Genomic DNA, 20,247 nt, shown 5'->3' on the forward strand with positions numbered 1-20,247 from the left:
TATGACACCGGTGTCAGGTAGCGTCAATACACATACCTTTTTAAAGGGTATTATAAAAATCTGGTCCGATGCCTTGGTTATTTTGATATACTGGGGGCCAACGTCGCTTCATGATTTCGATGATTTATCTCAAGTTGGCTGTCAAGCTCGCATTTTTGGGCTGCTTGGGTATAATGCGCGCGTAATTATTTTGATTAACTAACCAATAGTTGTTACCGAGGAGGACACTAAATGCAAGTTGCATTAGTAGGGTTAGGCGTTATGGGTAAAAATCTTGCCCTCAACCTGATTGAAAAAGGGCTGACATTAGTAGCTTACGATAAAAACCCAGATGCGGGTGCCGAGTTACTAAGCTGTGCGAAAGCATTAGGTTTGGCAGACCGTTTACATATTGTGTCTGATTTAAATGATATGGTTAGACGCTTAGAGCCGCCTCGTTCGATTCTTCTTTTAGTTCCTGCTGGTGAATTGGTTGATAAAGTATGTACAGAGCTTGCAGAAGCAGGTGTTGACTGTGATGACATTATCGTAGATTGCGGCAACAGTAACTACAAAGATGGCATTAGCCGTAAACTTAAATATCAAAACAAATTTGAATTTGCCACTATGGGTATTTCTGGCGGTGCAGAAGGTGCACGTCACGGCCCTGCAATGATGGCAAGTGGTTCAGAAGGCGGCTGGGAGCGTGTCGAGCCGTGGTTTGAAAAAGTAGCGGCAAGTTACAAAGGTGAGTCGTGTTTTGCACGTGTAGGCCAATCTGCAAGTGGTCACTTTGTGAAAATGGTTCATAACGGTATTGAATATGCGTTAATGCAATTAATTGCAGAAATGTATCAACTATTACGTTTAGGTACTAATCGTTCACCAAAAGAAGTGGCTGACATTTTCAATGAATGGTCTGAAGGCACTTTAAATAGCTACTTACTGTCAATTTCAAGCCATATCTTAAGCCTTGAAACGACAGAAGGCGAGCCGCTAGTTGATTTAATCGACAATAAAGTTGGCGCGAAAGGCACGGGTTTATGGACTGCACAAAATGCTCTAGAGCTTGGTATTGCAGTGCCATCACTCGTTGCGGCTGTTCAAGCACGTCACTTAACAAATACGTGTGATACGCATGCTGCTAAAGAAATGACTTACGCTGCTAAAGCAACTGATACCGTTGATTTAGACTTAGCAGAGCTAAAAGATGCATTCACATTGGCAAGTTTACTTGCTTACCGTCAAGGTTTAGCCCTTATCAAAGGTGCATCTCGTGCGCATCAGTGGAAAGTAGATCTTTCTAAAACGCTACAAACGTGGCGCGCAGGTTGTATCATCCGTGCAGATTACTTAGACAATGTCGCTGAAGGTGTAGAATTTATTGATTCTATGCAGCGTGAATCAGCAGCATTACGTAAGGTAACGGGTGCAGCAGTTGCATCTGGTCTTGCATTCCCAGTGTTAACAGCAACGCAAACTTACATTGCGACGTTAACAACACCAAGTAATGGTCACCTTGTTCAAGCACAACGTGACTACTTCGGTGAGCATGGTATTAAAACTCACAGTGGTGAGATTTGCCACTTAACAGACTTAGTTGAGATTGACGAAAAAGTTCGTTAATTATCAAAAAGCATAAAAAAGGCACCAATTGGTGCCTTTTTTGTATTTGCTGCATTAACGACTTAGCTCACCGCGCAGGTTGTCTTGCATCAAGTGACGAATTGTTTCTACTTCCAGCTTTTGACTAAATAAGTAGTGTAACTTGGTCAAACAGGCTTCTAATGTCATATCGTAGCCACTGATCACACCACAATTCAATAAGGCATTACCGGTTGCATAACCGCCCATATTAACTTGGCCTTTTAAGCACTGTGTTAGATTAACAATCACCATACCGCGTTTACTTGCATCATTAAGTATGTCTAAGAACGCCGGATCTTGCGGGGCATTACCCACGCCAAAACTTAATAACACAAGAGCTTTGATGTCGTCATTAACTAGACTTTTCACCACTTTTGGGCTGATCCCAGGATAAAGATAAAGCACACCAATAGGTTGTGGCGTGATATTCGATACCTGTAGTTCGTTATCAACATATGGGCTAAGTTGCCCTTTAATAAGTTGAATATTAATTCCTGACAGTGCTAATGGTTCAAGGTTCGGTGATGCAAAGGCATCAAAGCCATCAGCATGGGCTTTTGTTGCACGGTTACCACGGAATAACTGGTTATTAAAAAACAGGCTTACTTCAGCAATTGGGTAATTTGCGGCTAAATACATGGCATTAAGTAAGTTTACTTGGCCATCAGAACGAAGTTGCGACAATGGAATTTGTGAGCCTGTCACAATCACAGGTTTTGTCAGGTTTTCGAACATGAAAGACAAAGCAGAAGCTGTATAGGCCATAGTATCGGTACCATGCAGAACCACAAAGCCATCATAGTCTTGGTATTTACTCTTAATATCGTCAGCAATTAATTGCCAGTGGGCAGGGGACATATCTGAAGAATCAATGAGCGGGCAATATTCGTGAATATCAAACAAAGGCATTTCATCACGATTAAACTCTGCATTATTGACCACTGTTTCGGTTAAAAAACCTTCTGCCGGAACATAGCCACGGCTCGATTTTTTCATACCGATAGTACCACCCGTATAGGCGATATATATACGTTTACGTTTCATAAAAAAAGCCCAGTTAAATAACTGGGCTTAGTATACCTAAAATCGCTTAGCTAAGTAACTTATTGAATTACATTACACACTAAACAACGAGCGTAAACGCCTTGTGGATCGTTGTAATCTTTTAGATTATCGATCTCACTACTTAACTGATTAATAAGGCTTTGTAAGTTAGCTTGTGTTGCGAGTACTGATTGTGATGAATCAGACTTAGCAAAGAAGCTCTTAACAGCCGCGGTGCCAAAGATATCTTGCAGCATTTGCTCTTGTGGTGTTAATGACTGTTTGATGGTCTTAACATCATAATGATTAAGCTTAGCAAGCTCAGCTGCCGCCTTAATTGCATCTTGCTTATCGCCAAGTTTATCAACTAAACCCAGTTCTTTTGCTTGAGTTGCAATCCATACACGGCCTTGGGCAATTTTATCAACTTGCTCAGGCGTCATGTTACGTGCTTCAGCCACTACATTTAAAAAGCGTTTATATGCATTTTCAACGCTCATTTGAATGATGTCTGACATTTTCTCGTCAAGTGGGCGTGCAATAGAGAAGCCAGCAAGATCAGTTGTTGCAACACCATCTGAGTAAATACCTAATTCAGCCATGGTATTCTCAAACGTCATGAAAGTACCAAATACACCAATTGAACCTGTAATTGTGCTAGGGGCTGCCCAAATTTCATTGGCTGCAGATGCAATCCAGTAACCACCTGATGCTGCCACTGAGCTCATTGATGCGATAACCGGTTTTCCTGCTGCCTTAAGTGCTAATACTTCAGCACGAATAACTTCAGAAGCAAACATACTACCGCCACCTGAATCGATGCGAAGTACAACGGCTTTCACTTTGTCATCAAGACGTGCTTTACGAAGTAGGGCTGCTGTTGAGTCACCACCAATTTCACCTGCTTTACGTTCACCATCAACTATTGTGCCTTTAGCTACAACGACAGCTACTTTTTCAGTAATTGGGTTATCGAACTCAACAGGCGGTTTTACCAGCGATAAATACTCACGGAAGCTTACTTGCTTAAAGGTTTTACCTGTTTCTTCTGCACCAACTAACTCAATAAGTTGCTGGCGAATTTGTTGTGATGTTTTTAAAGAATCAACCCATTGATTATTTAACGCGTACTGACCTGAGTTACCGTCAACTGCTTGCATTTTTGCAAGGTAAACATCCATATCTTCATCGAAATTACTTTCATCGAATGGACGGCTCGCAGCAACGTCAGTTTTGTACTCGTTCCAAAGTGCAGTTAACCAAACGCTGTTCGCTTCTTTTGCCGCATCTGACATGTCATTACGAATAAATGGTTCAACCGCTGATTTATAAGTACCCACACGGAAAATATGTTGAGTCACTTTTAACTTTTCAAGCGCGTCTTTGAAGTAAAGTGGGAACATACCATAGCCTTCAATGCTCACACCACCATATGGGTGCATAGACACTTCATTGGCATGGGCAGCAATATAATATTGTGCTTGTGTATAGTAGTAGCCCGTTGCAATAACTTGCTTGCCTGCCTCTTTAAATGCATCAATTGCTTTCGTTATTTGTTTTAGCTTATTGATGTGTGCACTTGGCATTTTTTGTAGGTCAAGAAGCATCACACTGATACGATCATCTTTAGTCGCTTGGTTGATCACTTCAATGACATCATCAAGAAGAATTTCTGATGGTGCTTCTTTACCCATAGTTGCATCGTTGATTGCTGCTTCTACAGGATCAACATAGGTTTTTTCTTCAACAATAGGGCCATTTAAGTTTAGGCGTAGCACGGTTCCGTCTGCTACTTTTACTTGGTCTTCTTCACCTGTGATGGCAACAAAGAAGAGTATTACTAGTAATAGAAATAATATGTTTAGGACCAAACGGCGGGAAAAATTAATCCCGGTCCAAATGCCTTTAAATATCTTTGCTAGCAAAATAAATCCTTAATTCAGTACAGCTTAGTAGTGAACTCATCTTAGCTTAGAATAACTTTAAAATTAACTGTTAAATAGTAACAGAGTGTTTAAAACGATAATTTGCTACCGATTAATTAGCAGTGAAAAGTTGATTATTCTAAGTTATTGCCGCAGAATCTATTTCAAATAGAGGTTCGACCAGTTAACGGGGCACACAATGTTAGAACAAAAATTACAATTACCGCATACCGAACTTCGTAATCGTTTGGTTATGGGATCAATGCATACTGGCTTAGAAGAAGGCTGGCATAACCGCAAACGCTTACGTGCATTCTACGAGGCACGTGCCAAAGGCGGCACGGGTTTAATCATTACAGGTGGCTACAGCCCAAATATTCGTGGCAAGCTATCTCCGTTCGCATCAACATTTAATTCATTTTATGATGTGATCAAACACAAAGCATATACTGATGCGGTGCATCAACATGGCGGAAAAATTTGCTTACAATTATTGCATGCAGGTCGCTATGCGTATCATCCATTCAATCAAGCGCCAAGTTCAATTCAAGCTCCTATTAATCCATATAAACCTAAAGAAATGTCGTTAGGGTCGATTAAAAAAACCATCAAAGACTTTGCTAACTCAGCAAAAATGGCTGAAAAAGCAGGTTATGACGGTGTTGAAATCATGGGTTCTGAAGGTTATTTGATTAATGAATTCATGGCTAACCACACCAATAAAAGAACAGACAACTATGGCGGTAGTTTAGAAAACCGCATGCGCTTGGCTGTTGATATTGTTAAAGCTGTTCGCGCTAAAGTCAGTCAAAAGTTCATTATTGTATTTCGTTTGTCTGTAATGGATTTAATTCCTAATGGATCAACGCCTGATGAAGTAAAGCAACAAGCCCTGGCACTTGAACAAGCTGGCGTTGATATCTTTAACACCGGTATTGGTTGGCACGAGGCTCGTGTACCAACGATTGCCAGTATGGTCCCAGCAGGTGCATTTAAAGAAGCATCAAAACGCTTAAAAGATACAGTATCAGTGCCAGTTATCGCGGTTAACCGTATTAACACGCCAGAAATTGCCAATGGAATTTTAGAAGCAGGCGAGTCTGATTTAATTTCGATGGCCCGCCCTTTATTAGCAGATCCAGAGTTTTTCAATAAATACGTTAATAATAAGTCTGAACAAATCAATATTTGTATTGGTTGTAATCAGGGTTGCTTAGACCATGTGTTTAAAAATAAACGTGCCACCTGTTTGGTTAACCCACAAGCGGCTTTTGAGTTAGATTACAGCCTTGAGAAAGCACCATCATCTCGATTAGTCCTGGTTGTGGGGGCTGGCCCTGCTGGCCTTGCTGCAAGTTGTTACTTAGCAGCGAAAGGTCATAAAGTAACCCTAATTGAACGTAAAGAACAAATGGGTGGCCAATTTAATTTAGCCATGCAAGTGCCGGGTAAAGAAGACTTTAACCATACCCTTAACTACTTTACTAATGAATTAAAGCGTTTAAATGTCGATTTACAACTCGGTACTGAATTTACTGACAATATGCTCAATCAATACGATGATGTTGTTTTTGCAACAGGCGTACGTCCGCGCGAAGCCAAAATAGAATGCGGTGATGGCAAACGTGTATTCGCTTATGATGAAGTAATTCGTGGTGAAGTAGAACTCGGTGAGAAAATTGCGATTCTAGGTGCCGGTGGTATCGGTTTTGATATGGTTGCCTTTTTAAGTGAACACAAAGGCCAAACAATTGAGCAATTCAAAACTCAATGGGGTATTGAGTGCGAAGCTGCGCCTGAAAAAGACAATCGTCAACTTTACATGCTTAAGCGAAGCGCAGGGCGTTTTGGTAGTGAACTGGGTAAAACAACGGGTTGGATCCACCGACAAGTTGCCAAACAGCACGGTGTTAAACAAATCGCTGAGTGTCAGTATCTAAGCTTTGATAAGCAAGGTTTGAAGATAACGGTAAAAGGTGAAGAGCAAATCCTCGATGTTGATACCGTGATTGCTTGTATTGGTCAGGTATCAAATACTGAAACGTTCGACAATCAAACCGAAAACGCGAAAGTACACGTTATTGGTGGCGCAAAACTAGCTGCCGCTATCGATGCTAAACGTGCAATTTTTGAAGCGTTACAAGTCGCTCGTAAAATTTAATTGAAAGTAAACTAGAAAACGTGCGGTCTATGTGATTAATCTATTTAGTCACGAGACCGCTATGTTGAACACACACCTAATACCCCTTTACCAACACACCTTAAAGAAACTGCAGTTTTTAGATGGACTACCGAGTCTATTAATTCGCTTGATTTTAGCCCCAGTGATGATCATTGCAGGCTTTAATAAGCTTGCTTTAAGCGGTGATGTTACTCATCTTTATCAATACTTTTTAGCATCTGAAGATATTGTTGCATGGTTTGGAAATAGTGACTGGGGTTTAGGCCTACCCATGCCCTCTATATTGGCCTTTTTAGCTGCATGGACTGAGTTTTTAGGGGGGATCTTTATATTATTGGGTTTATTTACTCGTTTAACCGCAATTCCTTTGATGATCACCATGCTGGTTGCAGCGACAACAGTACATGCCAGTAATGGCTGGTTTGCTGTAACACCTACCGATGCCAGCACCAGCCCAGCGAGAGTACTCAATTGGCTTGCAATACCTGGTAGTGAAGCTAGCCTAGTTAATTCTGATGAAGCCAGCGAAAGATTAACCAAAATGCGTGAGTTGCTAGAAACGCATGGTTATACAGAGTACCTCTATGCGAAAGGGAAACCTGTGATCTTAAATAATGGTATTGAGTTTTCTGCCATATATTTTGTTATGTTATTGAGTTTATTTTTTACAGGGGGTGGTCGTTACGTTAGTTTAGATTATTGGTTAACTAGAAAAGTATCGAATAGCTTTCTTGCTCATAAAGATAAATGATAAGCTTGGGTTTTCTGCCCCGATTATTAAGGGGCGTCGTACTTAAGCATTTACGGAATATTCATGGACGCTTTAACGCTATTACAAACTCGACAATCAGATCCTCGCCTTATCGCACCTGGACCTACTGCAGAACAACTTGAAATTATTAAGCGAGCGGCCATTAAAGTGCCTGATCATGGCTGTATTGCTCCTTGGCGATTTATTGTCGTTGAAGGCGATGCACGTAATAAATTAGGCGATATCTATCATCAGGCCGCTGTTGCTGAAAACCAAGATGATAGAACCATTGAGCGCGCTAAAGAACTACCGCTGCGTTCGCCTATGATGATCATTGCCATTGCAGATGTAACTGAAAACCCAAAAGTGCCACGTATTGAACAAGTACAAAGTGCAGGCTGCGCTGTACTTGCAATGCAACAAGCGGCATTCGCCCAAGGTTTAGGGGGTATTTGGCGCACAGGTTATTTTGCACAAAGCCCAGCTGTTAAAGCGGCACTCGGTTGTAAAGAACAAGATGAGATTGTTGGTTACCTCTATTTAGGTACGCCAGAAATAGACATTAAAAAACCTATCAGACACAAGCCAGAGACGTTTTTTGAGAATTTATAAATAGTAGGAACTTTTTTGCAGTTAAGCAGTCAGACACTATTAAGCTTACTTATGTTAGTTTTTTTAGATTTAGCTTAGCTGTAAGAAGCGCACGGATGCAAAAAACGAAATAATTCTTCTTCAGTGTGTTTTTTAATCGGTTATTTTTTGTTAACGTATGGAAAGTCTTAAAAAAATAACGATAAAGAAGACGAGAACAATGGGAAACTTATTTTTACGTGAAAAAGAAAATTGGTTCGCTTGGTCAATTTGGGGCTTAGTTGGCGCTGTTGTCACATTTTTTGTTGCCATGTCTACAAAACAACCTCATTACCTTGGCTTGTCTGCTGTAGTGGTATTACTTCTATTGACATGGTGGATGCAAAGCACTAGACGTTTCGATTTCGGTCGCGCTTTTAAAATTTGTTGCTACGTTTTAACGATCACCTGCTTACCCGCCTTCGCATTAGTTATTGTACCGAGTTATAACCTCAATAAAATTGACGTAATAGTGCAGGGCTCAGGTTTTGCAATTGTTAGTTTAATTGTTTGTTTAGTTTGCTCTTTAATCGCAAAGCGTCCGAAGCAGTACTATTAAAAATACTTTTTTAAAGTTTTTTACATTTAAGGCTTTACAACGAACGCAGTAAACACTATTATGCGCGCCGTACGGAGAGATGGCAGAGTGGTCGAATGCACCGGTCTTGAAAACCGGCAGGGGTTTGTAGCCCCTCTAGGGTTCAAATCCCTATCTCTCCACCATTATTTAGAAAAACCGCCTTTAGGGCGGTTTTTTGCTATCTGGAGATAAGTAATGTCAGCAAGCGAGTCTTCTTCTACACTAATGCGCATTGTTAAACATGTTCTGCTTTGGTGTATCTTTTCTTATTTTTATCACAGCGGGATCAATGTACTTGTAGCTATGGCCCATGATGCGCAGCCTGATTACGGGCTAATATCTTCAATCGCTTATGGTATTGGGTTTAATGTGTTAGTAGGGCACCTTATTGGCAAATACGACAAGCATTGGCCTGTTATTGCAGCATGTGTGATTTCTACTGTGGGTCTTATTGCTGTGCCTTTAATTATGTTAGGCAAAGATGGTTTAATGAGCGGCTTTTTTATTGCTTCGATGATCGCTACATTACCTGTTGCGACATTTGTAATTGATAAAATAAAGCAGCGAATTAGTGCAAACACTGAGCAAACGCAGTAAAACTAGGCGATATTCGTTGTTTTTTTATGTTAGTATGAGCACGTCTTTTAACTAAATAAACGTGAATTAAAACATGTCAGATAATTTTACAACAGACGCTGAAAAAGCAAGTTACGGTATTGGTTTACAAATGGGTGAGCAATTAAAAGCGAATCCATTCGAAGGTTTAAACTTAAATTCTGTATTTGAAGGTATGAAAGACGCATACACTGGTAATGATTTCCAAGTTGAAATCCCAGAAATTCAAGCAGCTTTTGAGAAAATCAACGCTGAGATCCAAGCTCGTCGTGAAGAAGAAGCTAAAGTTCTTGCAGCTGAAGGTATTGCATTCTTAGAAGAAAATGCAAAACGTCCTGAAGTAACAGTAACTGAATCAGGTCTTCAATACGAAGTACTTACTGCAGGCGACGGTGAAAAACCAACTGCAGATTCAACAATCCGTGCACACTACCACGGTACACTAATCAACGGTACAGTATTTGACAGCTCATACGAGCGTGGTCAACCAGCTGAATTCCCAGTAGGCGGTGTAATCAAAGGTTGGACTGAAGCAGTGCAAATGATGGGTACTGGTTCTAAGTGGCGTTTATACGTACCACACGAACTTGCTTACGGTGAGCGCGGTGCTGGTGCAGCAATCGCTCCTTTCTCAACGTTAATCTTTGACGTTGAGCTATTAGAAATCATCTAATCGATTTCAAATAGATATAAAAAAACCTGCTTTAAGCAGGTTTTTTTATATCTGAATCAAATAGCTAATTAGCTATTTGATTCAGCGTATTCTTTACACGCAGCAGTGTCTTCACATTCACCATATAGGTAAAGAGAGTGGTTCGTCAGTTTAATACCATTCTCTGTTGCGATTTCTTCTTGACGACGTTCAATAGTGTCGTCTTCAAACTCAACTACCTTACCACATTTTAGGCACACTAAGTGGTCATGGTGAGTGCTACCTGATAATTCAAATACTGACTTGCCGCCTTCGAAGTGGTGGCGAGATACAATACCTGCATCATCAAATTGGTTAAGAACACGGTAGACAGTTGCAAGACCAATCTCTTCGCCTTTGTCTAAAAGAATTTTATAGACATCTTCAGCGCTGATGTGTTGGTTGTCTGGAGATTGTAGAATCTCTAAAATTTTAATACGTGGCAAGGTTACTTTTAACCCTGCTTTTTTTAATTCCAAGTTGTGATCAGTCATTCAATCTGTCTCAATTTTATTTAGTTATACTAGGCATCATCAAGATGCACACGACACATTAGCAACTATTAGAATAACGTGCCTAGTTACTAAGTGCAAAGAACAATTCGTCTATTTGCCGATTTTTCAAACAAAAATGAACTGGTTGTGCATCTTTACATCAGCTAGTAAATGCGAGTAGTACTTGTTATTAATCAGCAAGTTCCGCTAAACACATTTCGTCATAAACCTGAGCACACCAGTCTTTAACACGCTTTTCAGTAAGCTCTGGTTGACGGTCTTCATCAATACCAAGGCCAACAAAGTTGTTGTCATCTACGAGTGCTTTTGAAGCTTCAAAGTCGTAGCCTTCAGTTGACCAATGGCCCACTACGATTGCGCCACGCTCAGTAACGATATCGTTGATCATGCCCATTGCATCTAAGAAGTACTCTGCATAGTCTTCTTGGTCACCGCAGCCGAAAATAGCAACAAGTTTACCTTCGAAGTCAACTTCTTCTAATTCAGGGAAAAAATCATCCCAGTCACATTGAGCTTCACCGTAGTACCAAGTTGGAATACCGAATAACAATAAATCGAATTCAGCAATCTCTTCTTTAGAACTTTTTGCAATGTCGTGAACAGCAACAAGCTTTTTACCTAATTCTTTTTGAATCATTTTAGCTACGTGTTCAGTATTGCCTGTGTCACTTCCGAAAAAAATACCTACGCTTGACATGGATTTAAAACCTTCTATCTATCAATAGCCAATCTTTCTTGTAAAATTGTTTCAATCAACGCGCTACGGCTAATATTCTGCGCATCTGCCATATCGCTTAATGCTTGATATAACTGTGATGAAACCTTAAATTCTACACGCTTTAAACCACGTGCTTTATCTCGTTTTATTTGATTACGTTTATTTACTTTTAATTGCATATCGCGAGGTAGGGGATTTGTTTTCGGCCTACCAGGACGCTTTTCGTATTCAAATAAATCGGGTGTTGTTCTATCTGTTTCTGACTTTGCCATGTCTAGCCCACACCTGCGCCTTGCCAGAAGACTTGAATAAGTCCTTTCGCTATAAACCCAGAACAGCCTAAAAATAGCACTAACCAAACGATGTATCGGCCAAATCGTGGTACATCACCTTTTTTAAGGACGTCTTGAATTGCCATTCCAATAAAAAAGAAAATACCGGCTAAGCCAAAATACAACCCTAAGGTATCAAATTCGTTAATTAACTGACTGACCATCAACGTATAAACCTTTAAATTAAACGGCGCGTACTATATCACACAAATTTGTAATAATTTAGTGCGCACGATCAAAAACAGCGAATTTAATCAGCTCTATTAATGAGCTAAAAAATCGCTGATTGCTTTATTAACAGCAAGTGGTTTTTGGGCATGTAGCCAGTGACCAGCACCATGAATAATTTTTGCTTTTGCATTAGGGAACAACGCCATAATAGCAGGGCGGTGCTCTGCTAAAATGTAGTCAGAATCATTACCTTTAATGAACAAAGTATCACATAAACAAGAATCATTTTCACTAACTTGCGCTAAAATATTTTCATATTGCTGGTATAAAACAGCTAAATTAAAGCGCCATTGATAGTGACCTTCATTATTTTTAGCAAAGCTTTTTAATAAAAATTGACGTACGCCCATTTCCTCAATGTGCTTGGCAAGTATTTCATCAGCCGCTTTTCTATCTGTGATATTAGACTGTGCAACTTCGTTTAGGCCTGCAAAAATGGCACTGTGGCGAGGGTTATTAGCAACAGGAGAAATATCTAACACGACAAGCTTATCGATAAGTGAAGGGTGATTAAGTGCTATTTGCATGGCCACTTTGCCACCCATTGAATGACCTATGATGTGCGCTTTACTAATAGTTAGATGTTCAAGTAACTCACTGACATCTTTAGCCATAGCATGATAATTCATGGTATCGCTATGGAATGATTTACCGTGGTTACGTAAATCGATATTCGTTACACGATAATTTTCAGCTAATGCTTTTGCGATTACATTGAGGTTTTCAAGTGAGCCAAACAAACCGTGGATCAATACAACGTCTGAACCTTGACCCATTTGTTGGTAGTTTAATAGCATTTTCAACTCCTATTTTTAATGGCAGTATTTTGCCTAGTGAAATTACAAAATGCAAAACATAGAGAATTGCTGCGAGCTTAGGTATAATCATTGAGAACTTTTAAAATGTGACCCGTAAAGACAGGAATAACATGAAAAAAATCGACATAGACGACGAGTTATATCAATACATTGCAAGCAACACGCAAAGTATTGGTGAAAGTGCATCAACCATTTTGCGTCGTTTATTAAACCTCTCTGATGGCACCAATGCCCCAGTTGAAACAACTACTAAAACTGAACAAGAAACCCCAGTTGTTGAAGTACAAGAACAAGCAGAACATGAATCAAGCCCTGAACCTAGCAACGAAAATGTTGAAGAGGCTGCAGAAACTGTCACAGCATCGACACAAGTGAAAGGTAATGTGTTTAATGTATTAAACAAAGAAGAGCTGGCAATGCAAAAAGGTGTTGTTGGTCGATTCTTATTTATACTTGCTGCTTTATATAGAACGCATAAAAAAGATTTTGCTAACGTGCTTGAAATTAAAGGCCGTGATCGAGTTTATTTTGCCACAAGCAAAGAAGCACTTCTGGAAAGCGGTAGCAGCATGAATCCAAAAAATATCACTGATACTGAGTATTGGGTGATGACAAATTCAAATACAACCAGAAAAAAAATGATGCTTCACGAAGTAGCACTGTGCTTAGGTTACAGCGCAGATGAAGCAGAAAAAATTCGTGATTACTTATAATCCATAAGGAAATAATATGGCGATTCATCCAGATGCAGGTAAACCTGCACCGCAATCAAGCTTAGTGAATGTACCAAAACTGATCTCGGCTTATTACTTAAATGAACCTGACCTAGAACAAAACCCAGAGCATTGTGTTGCTTTTGGTACATCTGGCCATCGTGGTTGTTCGTTCGATGTAAAATTTAATGAATCGCATATTTTAGCGATCACTCAAGCAATTTGTGATTACCGTAAAGAAAACAATATTTTTGGCCCACTTTTCTTAGGTAAAGATACACATGCATTGAGTGAAGCGGCTTTTAACTCTGCTATTGAAGTACTTGTTGCAAACGAAGTGCAAGTCATTGCACAAGAAAATGACGATTACACGCCAACGCCGGTAATCAGTCATGCTGTTGTTTGCCATAACAAAGAAAATCCAAATGAACTTGCTGATGGTATTGTGGTAACACCTTCACATAACCCGCCAGAAGATGGTGGTTTTAAATATAACCCGCCAAATGGTGGCCCAGCAGATACTGATGTTACTAAGTGGATTGAAGACAGAGCAAATCAATTACTTTTAGAAGACTTAGTTGAAGTTGAGTTATTTCCGTATGCTAAAGCATCACGTTCTGGTTTTATTAAGTACCAAGACTTAATTACCCCTTATGTTGATGACTTAGTTAATATCGTTAATCTAAAAGCAATTAGCGATGCGAAAATCAAAATTGGTGTGGATCCACTTGGTGGCTCTGGTATCAACTTTTGGCCAGTCATTGCAGAAAAATATAATTTAGACTTAACGGTCGTAAATGAATCTGTTGACCCAACATTTTCGTTCATGCCTTTAGATAAAGACGGCAAAATCCGTATGGATTGTTCATCTCCTTATGCAATGACAAACCTTATTGCATGGAAAGATGACTATGATATAGGTATAGGTAACGACCCTGATTATGACCGCCATGGTATTGTTACGCCTGACGGCTTAATGAATCCAAATCACTTTTTAGCAGTTGCGATTGACTACTTATTAAATAACCGCGAATGGTCAAAAGAGGTCGCAATTGGTAAAACGCTGGTATCGAGCGGCATGATTGATAAAGTGGTTGCACGTAATAACCGCGAAGTAAAAGAAGTACCGGTAGGCTTTAAATGGTTTGTTGAAGGCTTAAGCAAAGGTACCCTTGCTTTTGGTGGTGAAGAAAGTGCAGGGGCGTCATTCTTACGCTTTGATGGTACAGTTTGGAACACTGATAAAGATGGTTTCATCTTAGGTCTACTTGCTGCAGAGATTTTAGCTGTAACAGGTAAAACACCATCACAGCTTTATAAAGAACTTGAGCAAGAGTTCGGTGCGCCTATTTATAAACGTATTGATGCGCCAGCTAATGCAGAACAAAAATCACGTTTAAAAGCGTTATCAGCGAATGATGTAACTGCAAGTACCTTAGCGGGTGATGCCATTACGCAAAAACTAACCCATGCTCCTGGTAATAACGCTGCTATCGGCGGTTTAAAAGTTGTTACTGAAAACGGTTGGTTTGCTGCACGCCCATCTGGCACTGAAGACATCTATAAAATTTACCTTGAATCATTCAAAGGTGAAGAACATTTAGCATTATTAGAAAAAGAAGCGAAAAAGCTGGTTGATTCAGTAATTAGCTAATTCCTCTTTTACCTATTAAAACGGCTGAGTTTCTCAGCCGTTTTTGTATTCTACTCTCACGCATTTTTAGGATAGAACAATGAGCTATTCAACTCCTTCATATCTCGAACAATTAAAAAGTACTGGCGACTTTTTAACCCTTACTCGTAACAATGAATTTTCACTAGAACCTTGTGCATTTACCCTTGAAAACGGCACTGATGTCACAGTTCACGATACGGGTATCATTGAGTTTCAACCTGCGCAGCAGACAAACAAAGATATTGTGCTTTCAAGTGCGGTACATGGTAACGAAACTGCGCCAATTGAAATCTGCGATCATTTAATCAAGTCAATCATTACAGAACAACTTACCTTGCAGCAGCGTGTCCTGTTTATTTATGGTAATCCTAAATCTATTAATATCGGTAAGCGTTTTGTAGATGAAAACTTAAACCGTTTGTTTAATGGTCATCATACTGTAGAAGGCATTGCTTCAAACCCTGAGCGAGTTCGTGCAAAGCTGCTTGAAGACGTTGTTACTGATTTCTTTGCTAGAGGCAACCAGGACAGTGAGCGTTTTCATTATGATCTTCACACAGCAATTCGTGGCTCTAAAAATGAAAAGTTCGCAGTGTATCCTTTCTTACATGGTAAACCGTGGAAAAAATCACAACTGCAATTTTTACTTAGCTGTGGCGTAAACACGGTACTAATGATGAAATCAGCGGCAACTACCTTCAGTTACTACTCGTCGTTTGTACATGGAGCTGACTCATTTACGGTAGAACTTGGCCAAGTAAAACCATTTGGCGAAAACGACATGTCGCGATTTGAGAAAACCAAACAAACCTTGATTGCATTAATAAGTCAAAAATCTGTTGAATATAAAGAATTCAATGCAGAAGATTTCGAGTTGTTTTCTGTATATAGAACAATAAACCGTACTTGCGAAGACTTTAGTTTTCCATTTGCTGATGATGTGGAAAATTTCACCGGTTTCGCAAAGGGCGAATTAATGGCAACTGATGGTCAGACCAGATATGAAGCGGAAGTAGACGGTGAAGCTATTATCTTTCCAAACGCTGATGTAGCCTTAGGTCAGCGCGCTTTGCTTACCGTTATTCCAATGCAAGTTGATAGCAACTTTATTTAAATTCTCTGCATTAACACCCATCTAAATTTAGTTAACTATATGACTATTAAGAGTTTATCTTGTTGTATAGTTAACTTTCCATGCGTTTTTAGCCATTTGTCATCTATTCGTCTATGATTAGTTGAATAACAACTTACGTTAACGTAAAGTGACGGCAGTTTAATTTAATTAGATTGAATATTGCGCAAACTTTATCCTTACAGCTCATGCTGATAAAAATATAATTAAGGGCAGTAGCGTAGGTTTCTGACAACGAAAGAAGGTAGGTTATGAGTAATCCAAATAACGTATCGCTAAACATTAATCATGAACTGTCATTTATTGATGGTCACGCATTAACGATCCCTACATTAAGTATTCTTAATGAGGAAGGCGACATCTACGAAGGTGCAACCGCACCTGATATCGACAAAGCAACGGCAATCCGTCTATATGAAACAATGCGTTTTATTAGAGCACTTGATGAGCGTATGCAAGCAGCACAGCGTCAAGGCCGTGTTAGCTTTTATATGCAATGTCTAGGCGAAGAAGCGGCTGTAACAGCATCAGCTGCAGCGCTTGATCAAAACGACATGATCATGGCCCAATACCGTGAGCAAGCAGCTTTACGTTATCGTGGTTTTAGCCTTGACCAATTCATGAATCAAATGTTCTCAAATGAAAAAGATTTGGGTAAAGGTCGCCAAATGCCAATTCACTATGGCTCACGCGAACTTAACTACATGACTATTTCATCACCGCTTGGTACACAAATTCCGCAAGCAACAGGTTATGCATACGGGCAAAAAGTTCGTCATATTGATGCCCAAACAGGTGAGTTAAACAGCACTATTGATAACATCACTATTTGTTACTTTGGTGAAGGCGCTGCATCTGAAGGTGATTTCCATGCTGGTTTAAATATGGCCGCAGTTCATGAAGCACCGGTAATTTTCTTTGCCCGTAACAATGGTTATGCGATTTCTACACCTGCGGATGAACAATTTAAAGGTGATGGTATTGCATCACGTGGTGTTGGCTATGGCATTAAAACAATCCGTGTTGACGGTGCAGATGCACTTGCTGTTTATGCAGCAACGAAAAAAGCCCGTGAAATTGCAACTACTAAAGGTGAACCTGTTTTAATTGAATCGATTGCCTATCGTTTAGGCGCTCACTCAACCAGTGACGATCCAAGCGGTTACCGTACAAAAGATGAAGAAGCAAAACATAAAGGCTGTCCAATCGAGCGTTTCCGTAAGTGGCTATTAAAGCAAGGTTGGTTAGACGAAGCGCAAGACGCAAAAGACAAAGAAACTATTCGTGAAGAAATTTTAGCGGCTCTTAAACGCGCTGAAAAAGTAGCAAAACCAGCATTAGAAGACCTTATTTCTGATGTTTATGATAAGCCAATCCCATCACTGCAAAAACAATATGAAGAACTAAAAGAGCACATTTTGCAGCATCCTGATGCTTATCCAACAACTGCAGGGAGATTAAAGTAATGGCTAAAATGAACATGCTTCATGCAATTAACTCTGCCCTTGATATCACCATGGCAGAGCATCCAAATGCATGTATTTTCGGTGAAGACGTTGGTTATTTTGGTGGTGTATTCCGTGCTACATCTGGCTTACAAGAAAAATATGGTAAGCATCGTGTGTTCAATACTCCATTAACTGAGCAAGGTATTTTAGGTTTTGCTAATGGTTTAGCGGCGTTTGGTGCACCTGCTTTAGCTGAAATTCAATTTGCTGATTATATTTTCCCTGCATTTGACCAAATCGTGAATGAATCAGCTAAATTCCGTTACCGTAGTGGTAATGAATTTAATGTTGGCAATCTAACAATTCGTACACCATACGGTGGTGGTATTGCAGGTGGTTTATATCACTCACAATCACCAGAAGCTTATTTTGCTCACACACCGGGTTTAAAGTTAGTTGTGCCACGTAACCCATATCAAGCAAAAGGTTTACTTCGTGCATCAATTAAAGATGATAACCCTGTTATTTTCTTTGAGCCGAAACGTTTATACCGTGCATCAACAGGTGAAGTGCCAGAAGAAGATTACAGCATCGAGCTCGGTAAAGCTGAAATCGTTCAAGAAGGCACTGATGTCACTGTACTTGCTTGGGGTGCTCAGATGGAAATCATCGAAGACGCCGCTAAAAAAGCTGCAGAGCAAGGTATTAGCTGTGAAGTGATCGACTTACGTACCATTTTACCATGGGATGTTGAGACCATTGCTAAATCAGTGACTAAAACAGGTCGTTTAGTGGTCAGCCACGAGGCACCCATCACGAATGGTTTTGGTGCAGAGATCGTTGCAACAATTCAACAAGAGTGTTTCTTACACCTTGAATCGCCAATTACTCGCGTGTGTGGTTTAGATACGCCATACCCATTAGCACTTGAAAAAGAATATGTGCCGGATGCACTTAAAGTGCTTGCTGCGATCAAGCAATCAGTAGAGTTTTAGGAGTCAGTATGTCTAAAGATTTTATCTTGCCAGATATCGGCGAAGGCATCGTAGAGTGTGAAATTGTTGAATGGTTAGTTGCAGAAGGCGATTCTGTAAAAGAAGACCAGCCTATTTGTGATGTTATGACCGACAAGGCGCTTGTGCAAATTCCTGCTGTTCATGATGGTGTGATCAGTAAGCTCTATTATGCAAAAGGGGATATTGCGAAAGTACATGCACCATTATTTGCAATGGATGTTGATGGCGAAGCACCAACACAAAGTGAAGAAGTGCAAGCTCCTGCAGCAACTGAAGCATCATCTGAGGCTGGTGAGCACTTAGAAGATTTCATATTACCCGATATCGGTGAAGGTATCGTTGAGTGTGAAATCGTTGAGTGGTTAGTGAGTGAAGGCGATGAAATTGTAGAAGACCAAGCTGTGTGTGATGTAATGACAGACAAAGCATTGGTGCAAATTCCGGCTAAATACACAGGTAAAGTTGAAAAGCTTTATTATCAAAAAGGTGATATCGCTGCAGTTCACAGCCCATTATTCCAAATGAGCATTGCCGGCCAAAGTGCAGAGCCAGATGTAAGTTCTGCGGTAGTTAAAGCACAAACAAATGCAGCAACTAAACCAGCACAGAAACCTGCGGCTTCAGCAAGTGAAACTAAACAACTTAATAAGAAAGCGGTTGCTTCACCTGCTGTACGTCGTAAAGCCCGTGAACTTGATGTTGATTTAACGCAAGTACCAGGCTCTGGTAAAAACGGCCGTATTTATAAACAAGATATCGAAGATTTCTTGAATGAAACACCAAGCCAAGCAGCATCACAACAAGCTTCGCCAAAAGCGGCAGAGCCTGTATCAACGGTGGTGTCTTCTGGTGGCAGTCGCGTAGAGCCTATTAAAGGCATTAAAGCGGCAATGGCTAAGCAAATGGTTGCTTCAGTTTCGACAATTCCTCACTTTACTTTCTGTGATGAAATTGACCTCACTAAACTGATTGCAATGCGCAGTGAGCTTAAAGAGCAGTATAAGCAGCAGGGCGTTAAGCTCACTATGATGCCGTTCTTTATCAAAGCACTGTCGTTAGCGATCAAGCAATTCCCAGTACTAAACTCGCAAGTAAATGATGATTGCAGCGAGCTAACTTACTTTGATGATCATAACATCGGTATGGCGGTTGATTCTAAGATTGGTTTACTTGTACCAAACATTAAATCATGCCAGTCAAAGAGTATCGTAGATGTTGCAAACGAAGTGACCCGCTTAACTGAAGCAGCACGTGATGGTCGTGTTTCACCGGATGATTTGAAAGGCGGCACTATTAGCATTTCTAACATCGGTGCGATTGGCGGCACAATTGCAACCCCGATCATCAATAAACCTGAGGTAGCGATTGTTGCTTTAGGTAAACTGCAGCATTTACCTCGCTTTGATGCACATGGTAATGTGATTTCAGCAGCAATTATGCAAGTAAGCTGGTCTGGTGACCACCGAGTGATTGATGGCGGAACAATTGCCCGCTTCAATAACTTATGGAAGTCTTACTTAGAAGACCCTGCAAAAATGATGATGGCGATGAGCTAAATCAGTAAGCATTAAAAAACCAGCCTCTGCTTAATGCCAGTCAGTTAAG

At 40.2% G+C, this 20,247-nt stretch carries 20 protein-coding genes and 1 tRNA gene; 14 read left to right on the plus strand and 7 right to left on the minus strand.

Features of this window, described 5'->3' with window-relative positions:
* Positions 1–231: 231 nt before the first annotated feature.
* Entirely contained in the window at positions 232–1,605 is a 1,374-nt protein-coding gene (gene gnd / locus CWB80_RS11530; protein WP_054553937.1) for an NADP-dependent phosphogluconate dehydrogenase, read from the plus strand.
* Between the two features lie 54 nt (positions 1,606–1,659).
* On the opposite strand, the gene ansA is transcribed toward gnd, so the two are convergent.
* Both ansA and sppA read right to left on the minus strand, forming a co-directional pair.
* Positions 1,660–2,670 carry an asparaginase gene (gene ansA, locus CWB80_RS11535; RefSeq protein WP_054561413.1) on the minus strand — a complete coding sequence of 337 codons (1,011 nt, stop codon included), beginning with the start codon at positions 2,668–2,670 and terminating at the stop codon, positions 1,660–1,662.
* A gap of 59 nt (positions 2,671–2,729) precedes the next feature.
* The gene (sppA, locus tag CWB80_RS11540; protein ID WP_054553935.1) at positions 2,730–4,595 is read right to left on the minus strand and encodes a signal peptide peptidase SppA; all 1,866 of its coding nucleotides are present in this window, start codon (positions 4,593–4,595) and stop codon (positions 2,730–2,732) included.
* Positions 4,596–4,794: 199 nt separating this feature from the next.
* Between sppA and CWB80_RS11545 the strand changes: the two genes are divergently transcribed.
* The 7 genes from CWB80_RS11545 to bamJ all read left to right on the plus strand — a co-directional run bounded on the left by CWB80_RS11545 (position 4,795) and on the right by bamJ (position 10,026).
* Positions 4,795–6,756 (plus strand): oxidoreductase, encoded by a 1,962-nt coding sequence (locus CWB80_RS11545; protein ID WP_138601086.1) that lies wholly within the window; start codon positions 4,795–4,797, stop codon positions 6,754–6,756.
* A gap of 61 nt (positions 6,757–6,817) precedes the next feature.
* Positions 6,818–7,528: an HvfX family Cu-binding RiPP maturation protein gene (locus CWB80_RS11550; protein ID WP_054553943.1), complete on the plus strand. Its 711-nt coding sequence runs from the start codon at positions 6,818–6,820 to the stop codon at positions 7,526–7,528.
* A 63-nt stretch (positions 7,529–7,591) separates the two neighbouring features.
* Entirely contained in the window at positions 7,592–8,140 is a 549-nt protein-coding gene (locus tag CWB80_RS11555) for an NAD(P)H nitroreductase (protein ID WP_138601088.1), read from the plus strand.
* Between the two features lie 199 nt (positions 8,141–8,339).
* Positions 8,340–8,717 (plus strand): hypothetical protein, encoded by a 378-nt coding sequence (locus tag CWB80_RS11560; RefSeq protein ID WP_138601090.1) that lies wholly within the window; start codon positions 8,340–8,342, stop codon positions 8,715–8,717.
* 73 nt (positions 8,718–8,790) lie between these two features.
* A tRNA-Ser gene (locus CWB80_RS11565) sits at positions 8,791–8,881 on the plus strand.
* A gap of 52 nt (positions 8,882–8,933) precedes the next feature.
* The gene (locus CWB80_RS11570; protein WP_054553931.1) at positions 8,934–9,335 is read left to right on the plus strand and encodes a hypothetical protein; all 402 of its coding nucleotides are present in this window, start codon (positions 8,934–8,936) and stop codon (positions 9,333–9,335) included.
* A 73-nt stretch (positions 9,336–9,408) separates the two neighbouring features.
* On the plus strand, positions 9,409–10,026 hold the full coding sequence (gene bamJ, locus CWB80_RS11575; protein ID WP_054561418.1) for a BamJ family beta-barrel-assembly machinery protein: 618 nt from the start codon (positions 9,409–9,411) through the stop codon (positions 10,024–10,026).
* A gap of 68 nt (positions 10,027–10,094) precedes the next feature.
* Here bamJ and fur read toward each other — a convergent pair whose 3' ends face one another.
* From fur to CWB80_RS11600, 5 genes are all read right to left on the minus strand, one after another.
* A complete protein-coding gene (gene fur, locus CWB80_RS11580; protein ID WP_054561419.1) occupies positions 10,095–10,538 on the minus strand; it encodes a ferric iron uptake transcriptional regulator in 444 nt (147 codons plus the stop codon).
* A 190-nt stretch (positions 10,539–10,728) separates the two neighbouring features.
* The gene (gene fldA, locus CWB80_RS11585) at positions 10,729–11,256 is read right to left on the minus strand and encodes a flavodoxin FldA (RefSeq protein ID WP_138601092.1); all 528 of its coding nucleotides are present in this window, start codon (positions 11,254–11,256) and stop codon (positions 10,729–10,731) included.
* A gap of 14 nt (positions 11,257–11,270) precedes the next feature.
* Positions 11,271–11,549, minus strand: a complete 279-nt coding sequence (ybfE, locus tag CWB80_RS11590) for a LexA regulated protein (RefSeq protein ID WP_004586673.1) — start codon at positions 11,547–11,549, stop codon at positions 11,271–11,273.
* A 2-nt stretch (positions 11,550–11,551) separates the two neighbouring features.
* The gene (locus CWB80_RS11595) at positions 11,552–11,773 is read right to left on the minus strand and encodes a DUF2788 domain-containing protein (protein WP_036968243.1); all 222 of its coding nucleotides are present in this window, start codon (positions 11,771–11,773) and stop codon (positions 11,552–11,554) included.
* Positions 11,774–11,872: 99 nt separating this feature from the next.
* The gene (locus CWB80_RS11600; protein ID WP_138601094.1) at positions 11,873–12,637 is read right to left on the minus strand and encodes an alpha/beta fold hydrolase; all 765 of its coding nucleotides are present in this window, start codon (positions 12,635–12,637) and stop codon (positions 11,873–11,875) included.
* A 131-nt stretch (positions 12,638–12,768) separates the two neighbouring features.
* Between CWB80_RS11600 and seqA the strand changes: the two genes are divergently transcribed.
* The 6 genes from seqA to CWB80_RS11630 all read left to right on the plus strand — a co-directional run bounded on the left by seqA (position 12,769) and on the right by CWB80_RS11630 (position 20,198).
* Positions 12,769–13,371 (plus strand): replication initiation negative regulator SeqA, encoded by a 603-nt coding sequence (seqA, locus tag CWB80_RS11605; RefSeq protein WP_138601096.1) that lies wholly within the window; start codon positions 12,769–12,771, stop codon positions 13,369–13,371.
* Between the two features lie 16 nt (positions 13,372–13,387).
* Positions 13,388–15,025 carry a phosphoglucomutase (alpha-D-glucose-1,6-bisphosphate-dependent) gene (gene pgm / locus CWB80_RS11610; RefSeq protein WP_138601098.1) on the plus strand — a complete coding sequence of 546 codons (1,638 nt, stop codon included), beginning with the start codon at positions 13,388–13,390 and terminating at the stop codon, positions 15,023–15,025.
* Between the two features lie 79 nt (positions 15,026–15,104).
* Positions 15,105–16,160 (plus strand): succinylglutamate desuccinylase, encoded by a 1,056-nt coding sequence (gene astE / locus CWB80_RS11615; protein ID WP_138601100.1) that lies wholly within the window; start codon positions 15,105–15,107, stop codon positions 16,158–16,160.
* Between the two features lie 269 nt (positions 16,161–16,429).
* The gene (locus tag CWB80_RS11620; protein ID WP_054553923.1) at positions 16,430–17,644 is read left to right on the plus strand and encodes a thiamine pyrophosphate-dependent dehydrogenase E1 component subunit alpha; all 1,215 of its coding nucleotides are present in this window, start codon (positions 16,430–16,432) and stop codon (positions 17,642–17,644) included.
* Complete coding sequence (locus CWB80_RS11625; protein WP_054553922.1) at positions 17,644–18,621, plus strand: alpha-ketoacid dehydrogenase subunit beta; 978 nt, start codon at positions 17,644–17,646, stop codon at positions 18,619–18,621. Before CWB80_RS11620 ends, CWB80_RS11625 begins: the two co-directional genes overlap by 1 nt.
* An 8-nt stretch (positions 18,622–18,629) precedes the next feature.
* Positions 18,630–20,198, plus strand: a complete 1,569-nt coding sequence (locus CWB80_RS11630; RefSeq protein ID WP_138601102.1) for a dihydrolipoyllysine-residue acetyltransferase — start codon at positions 18,630–18,632, stop codon at positions 20,196–20,198.
* Positions 20,199–20,247 lie beyond the last annotated feature (49 nt).

This window comes from Pseudoalteromonas sp. S1650 (genome assembly GCF_005887195.1).
GTDB classification, from domain to species: domain Bacteria; phylum Pseudomonadota; class Gammaproteobacteria; order Enterobacterales; family Alteromonadaceae; genus Pseudoalteromonas; species Pseudoalteromonas simplex.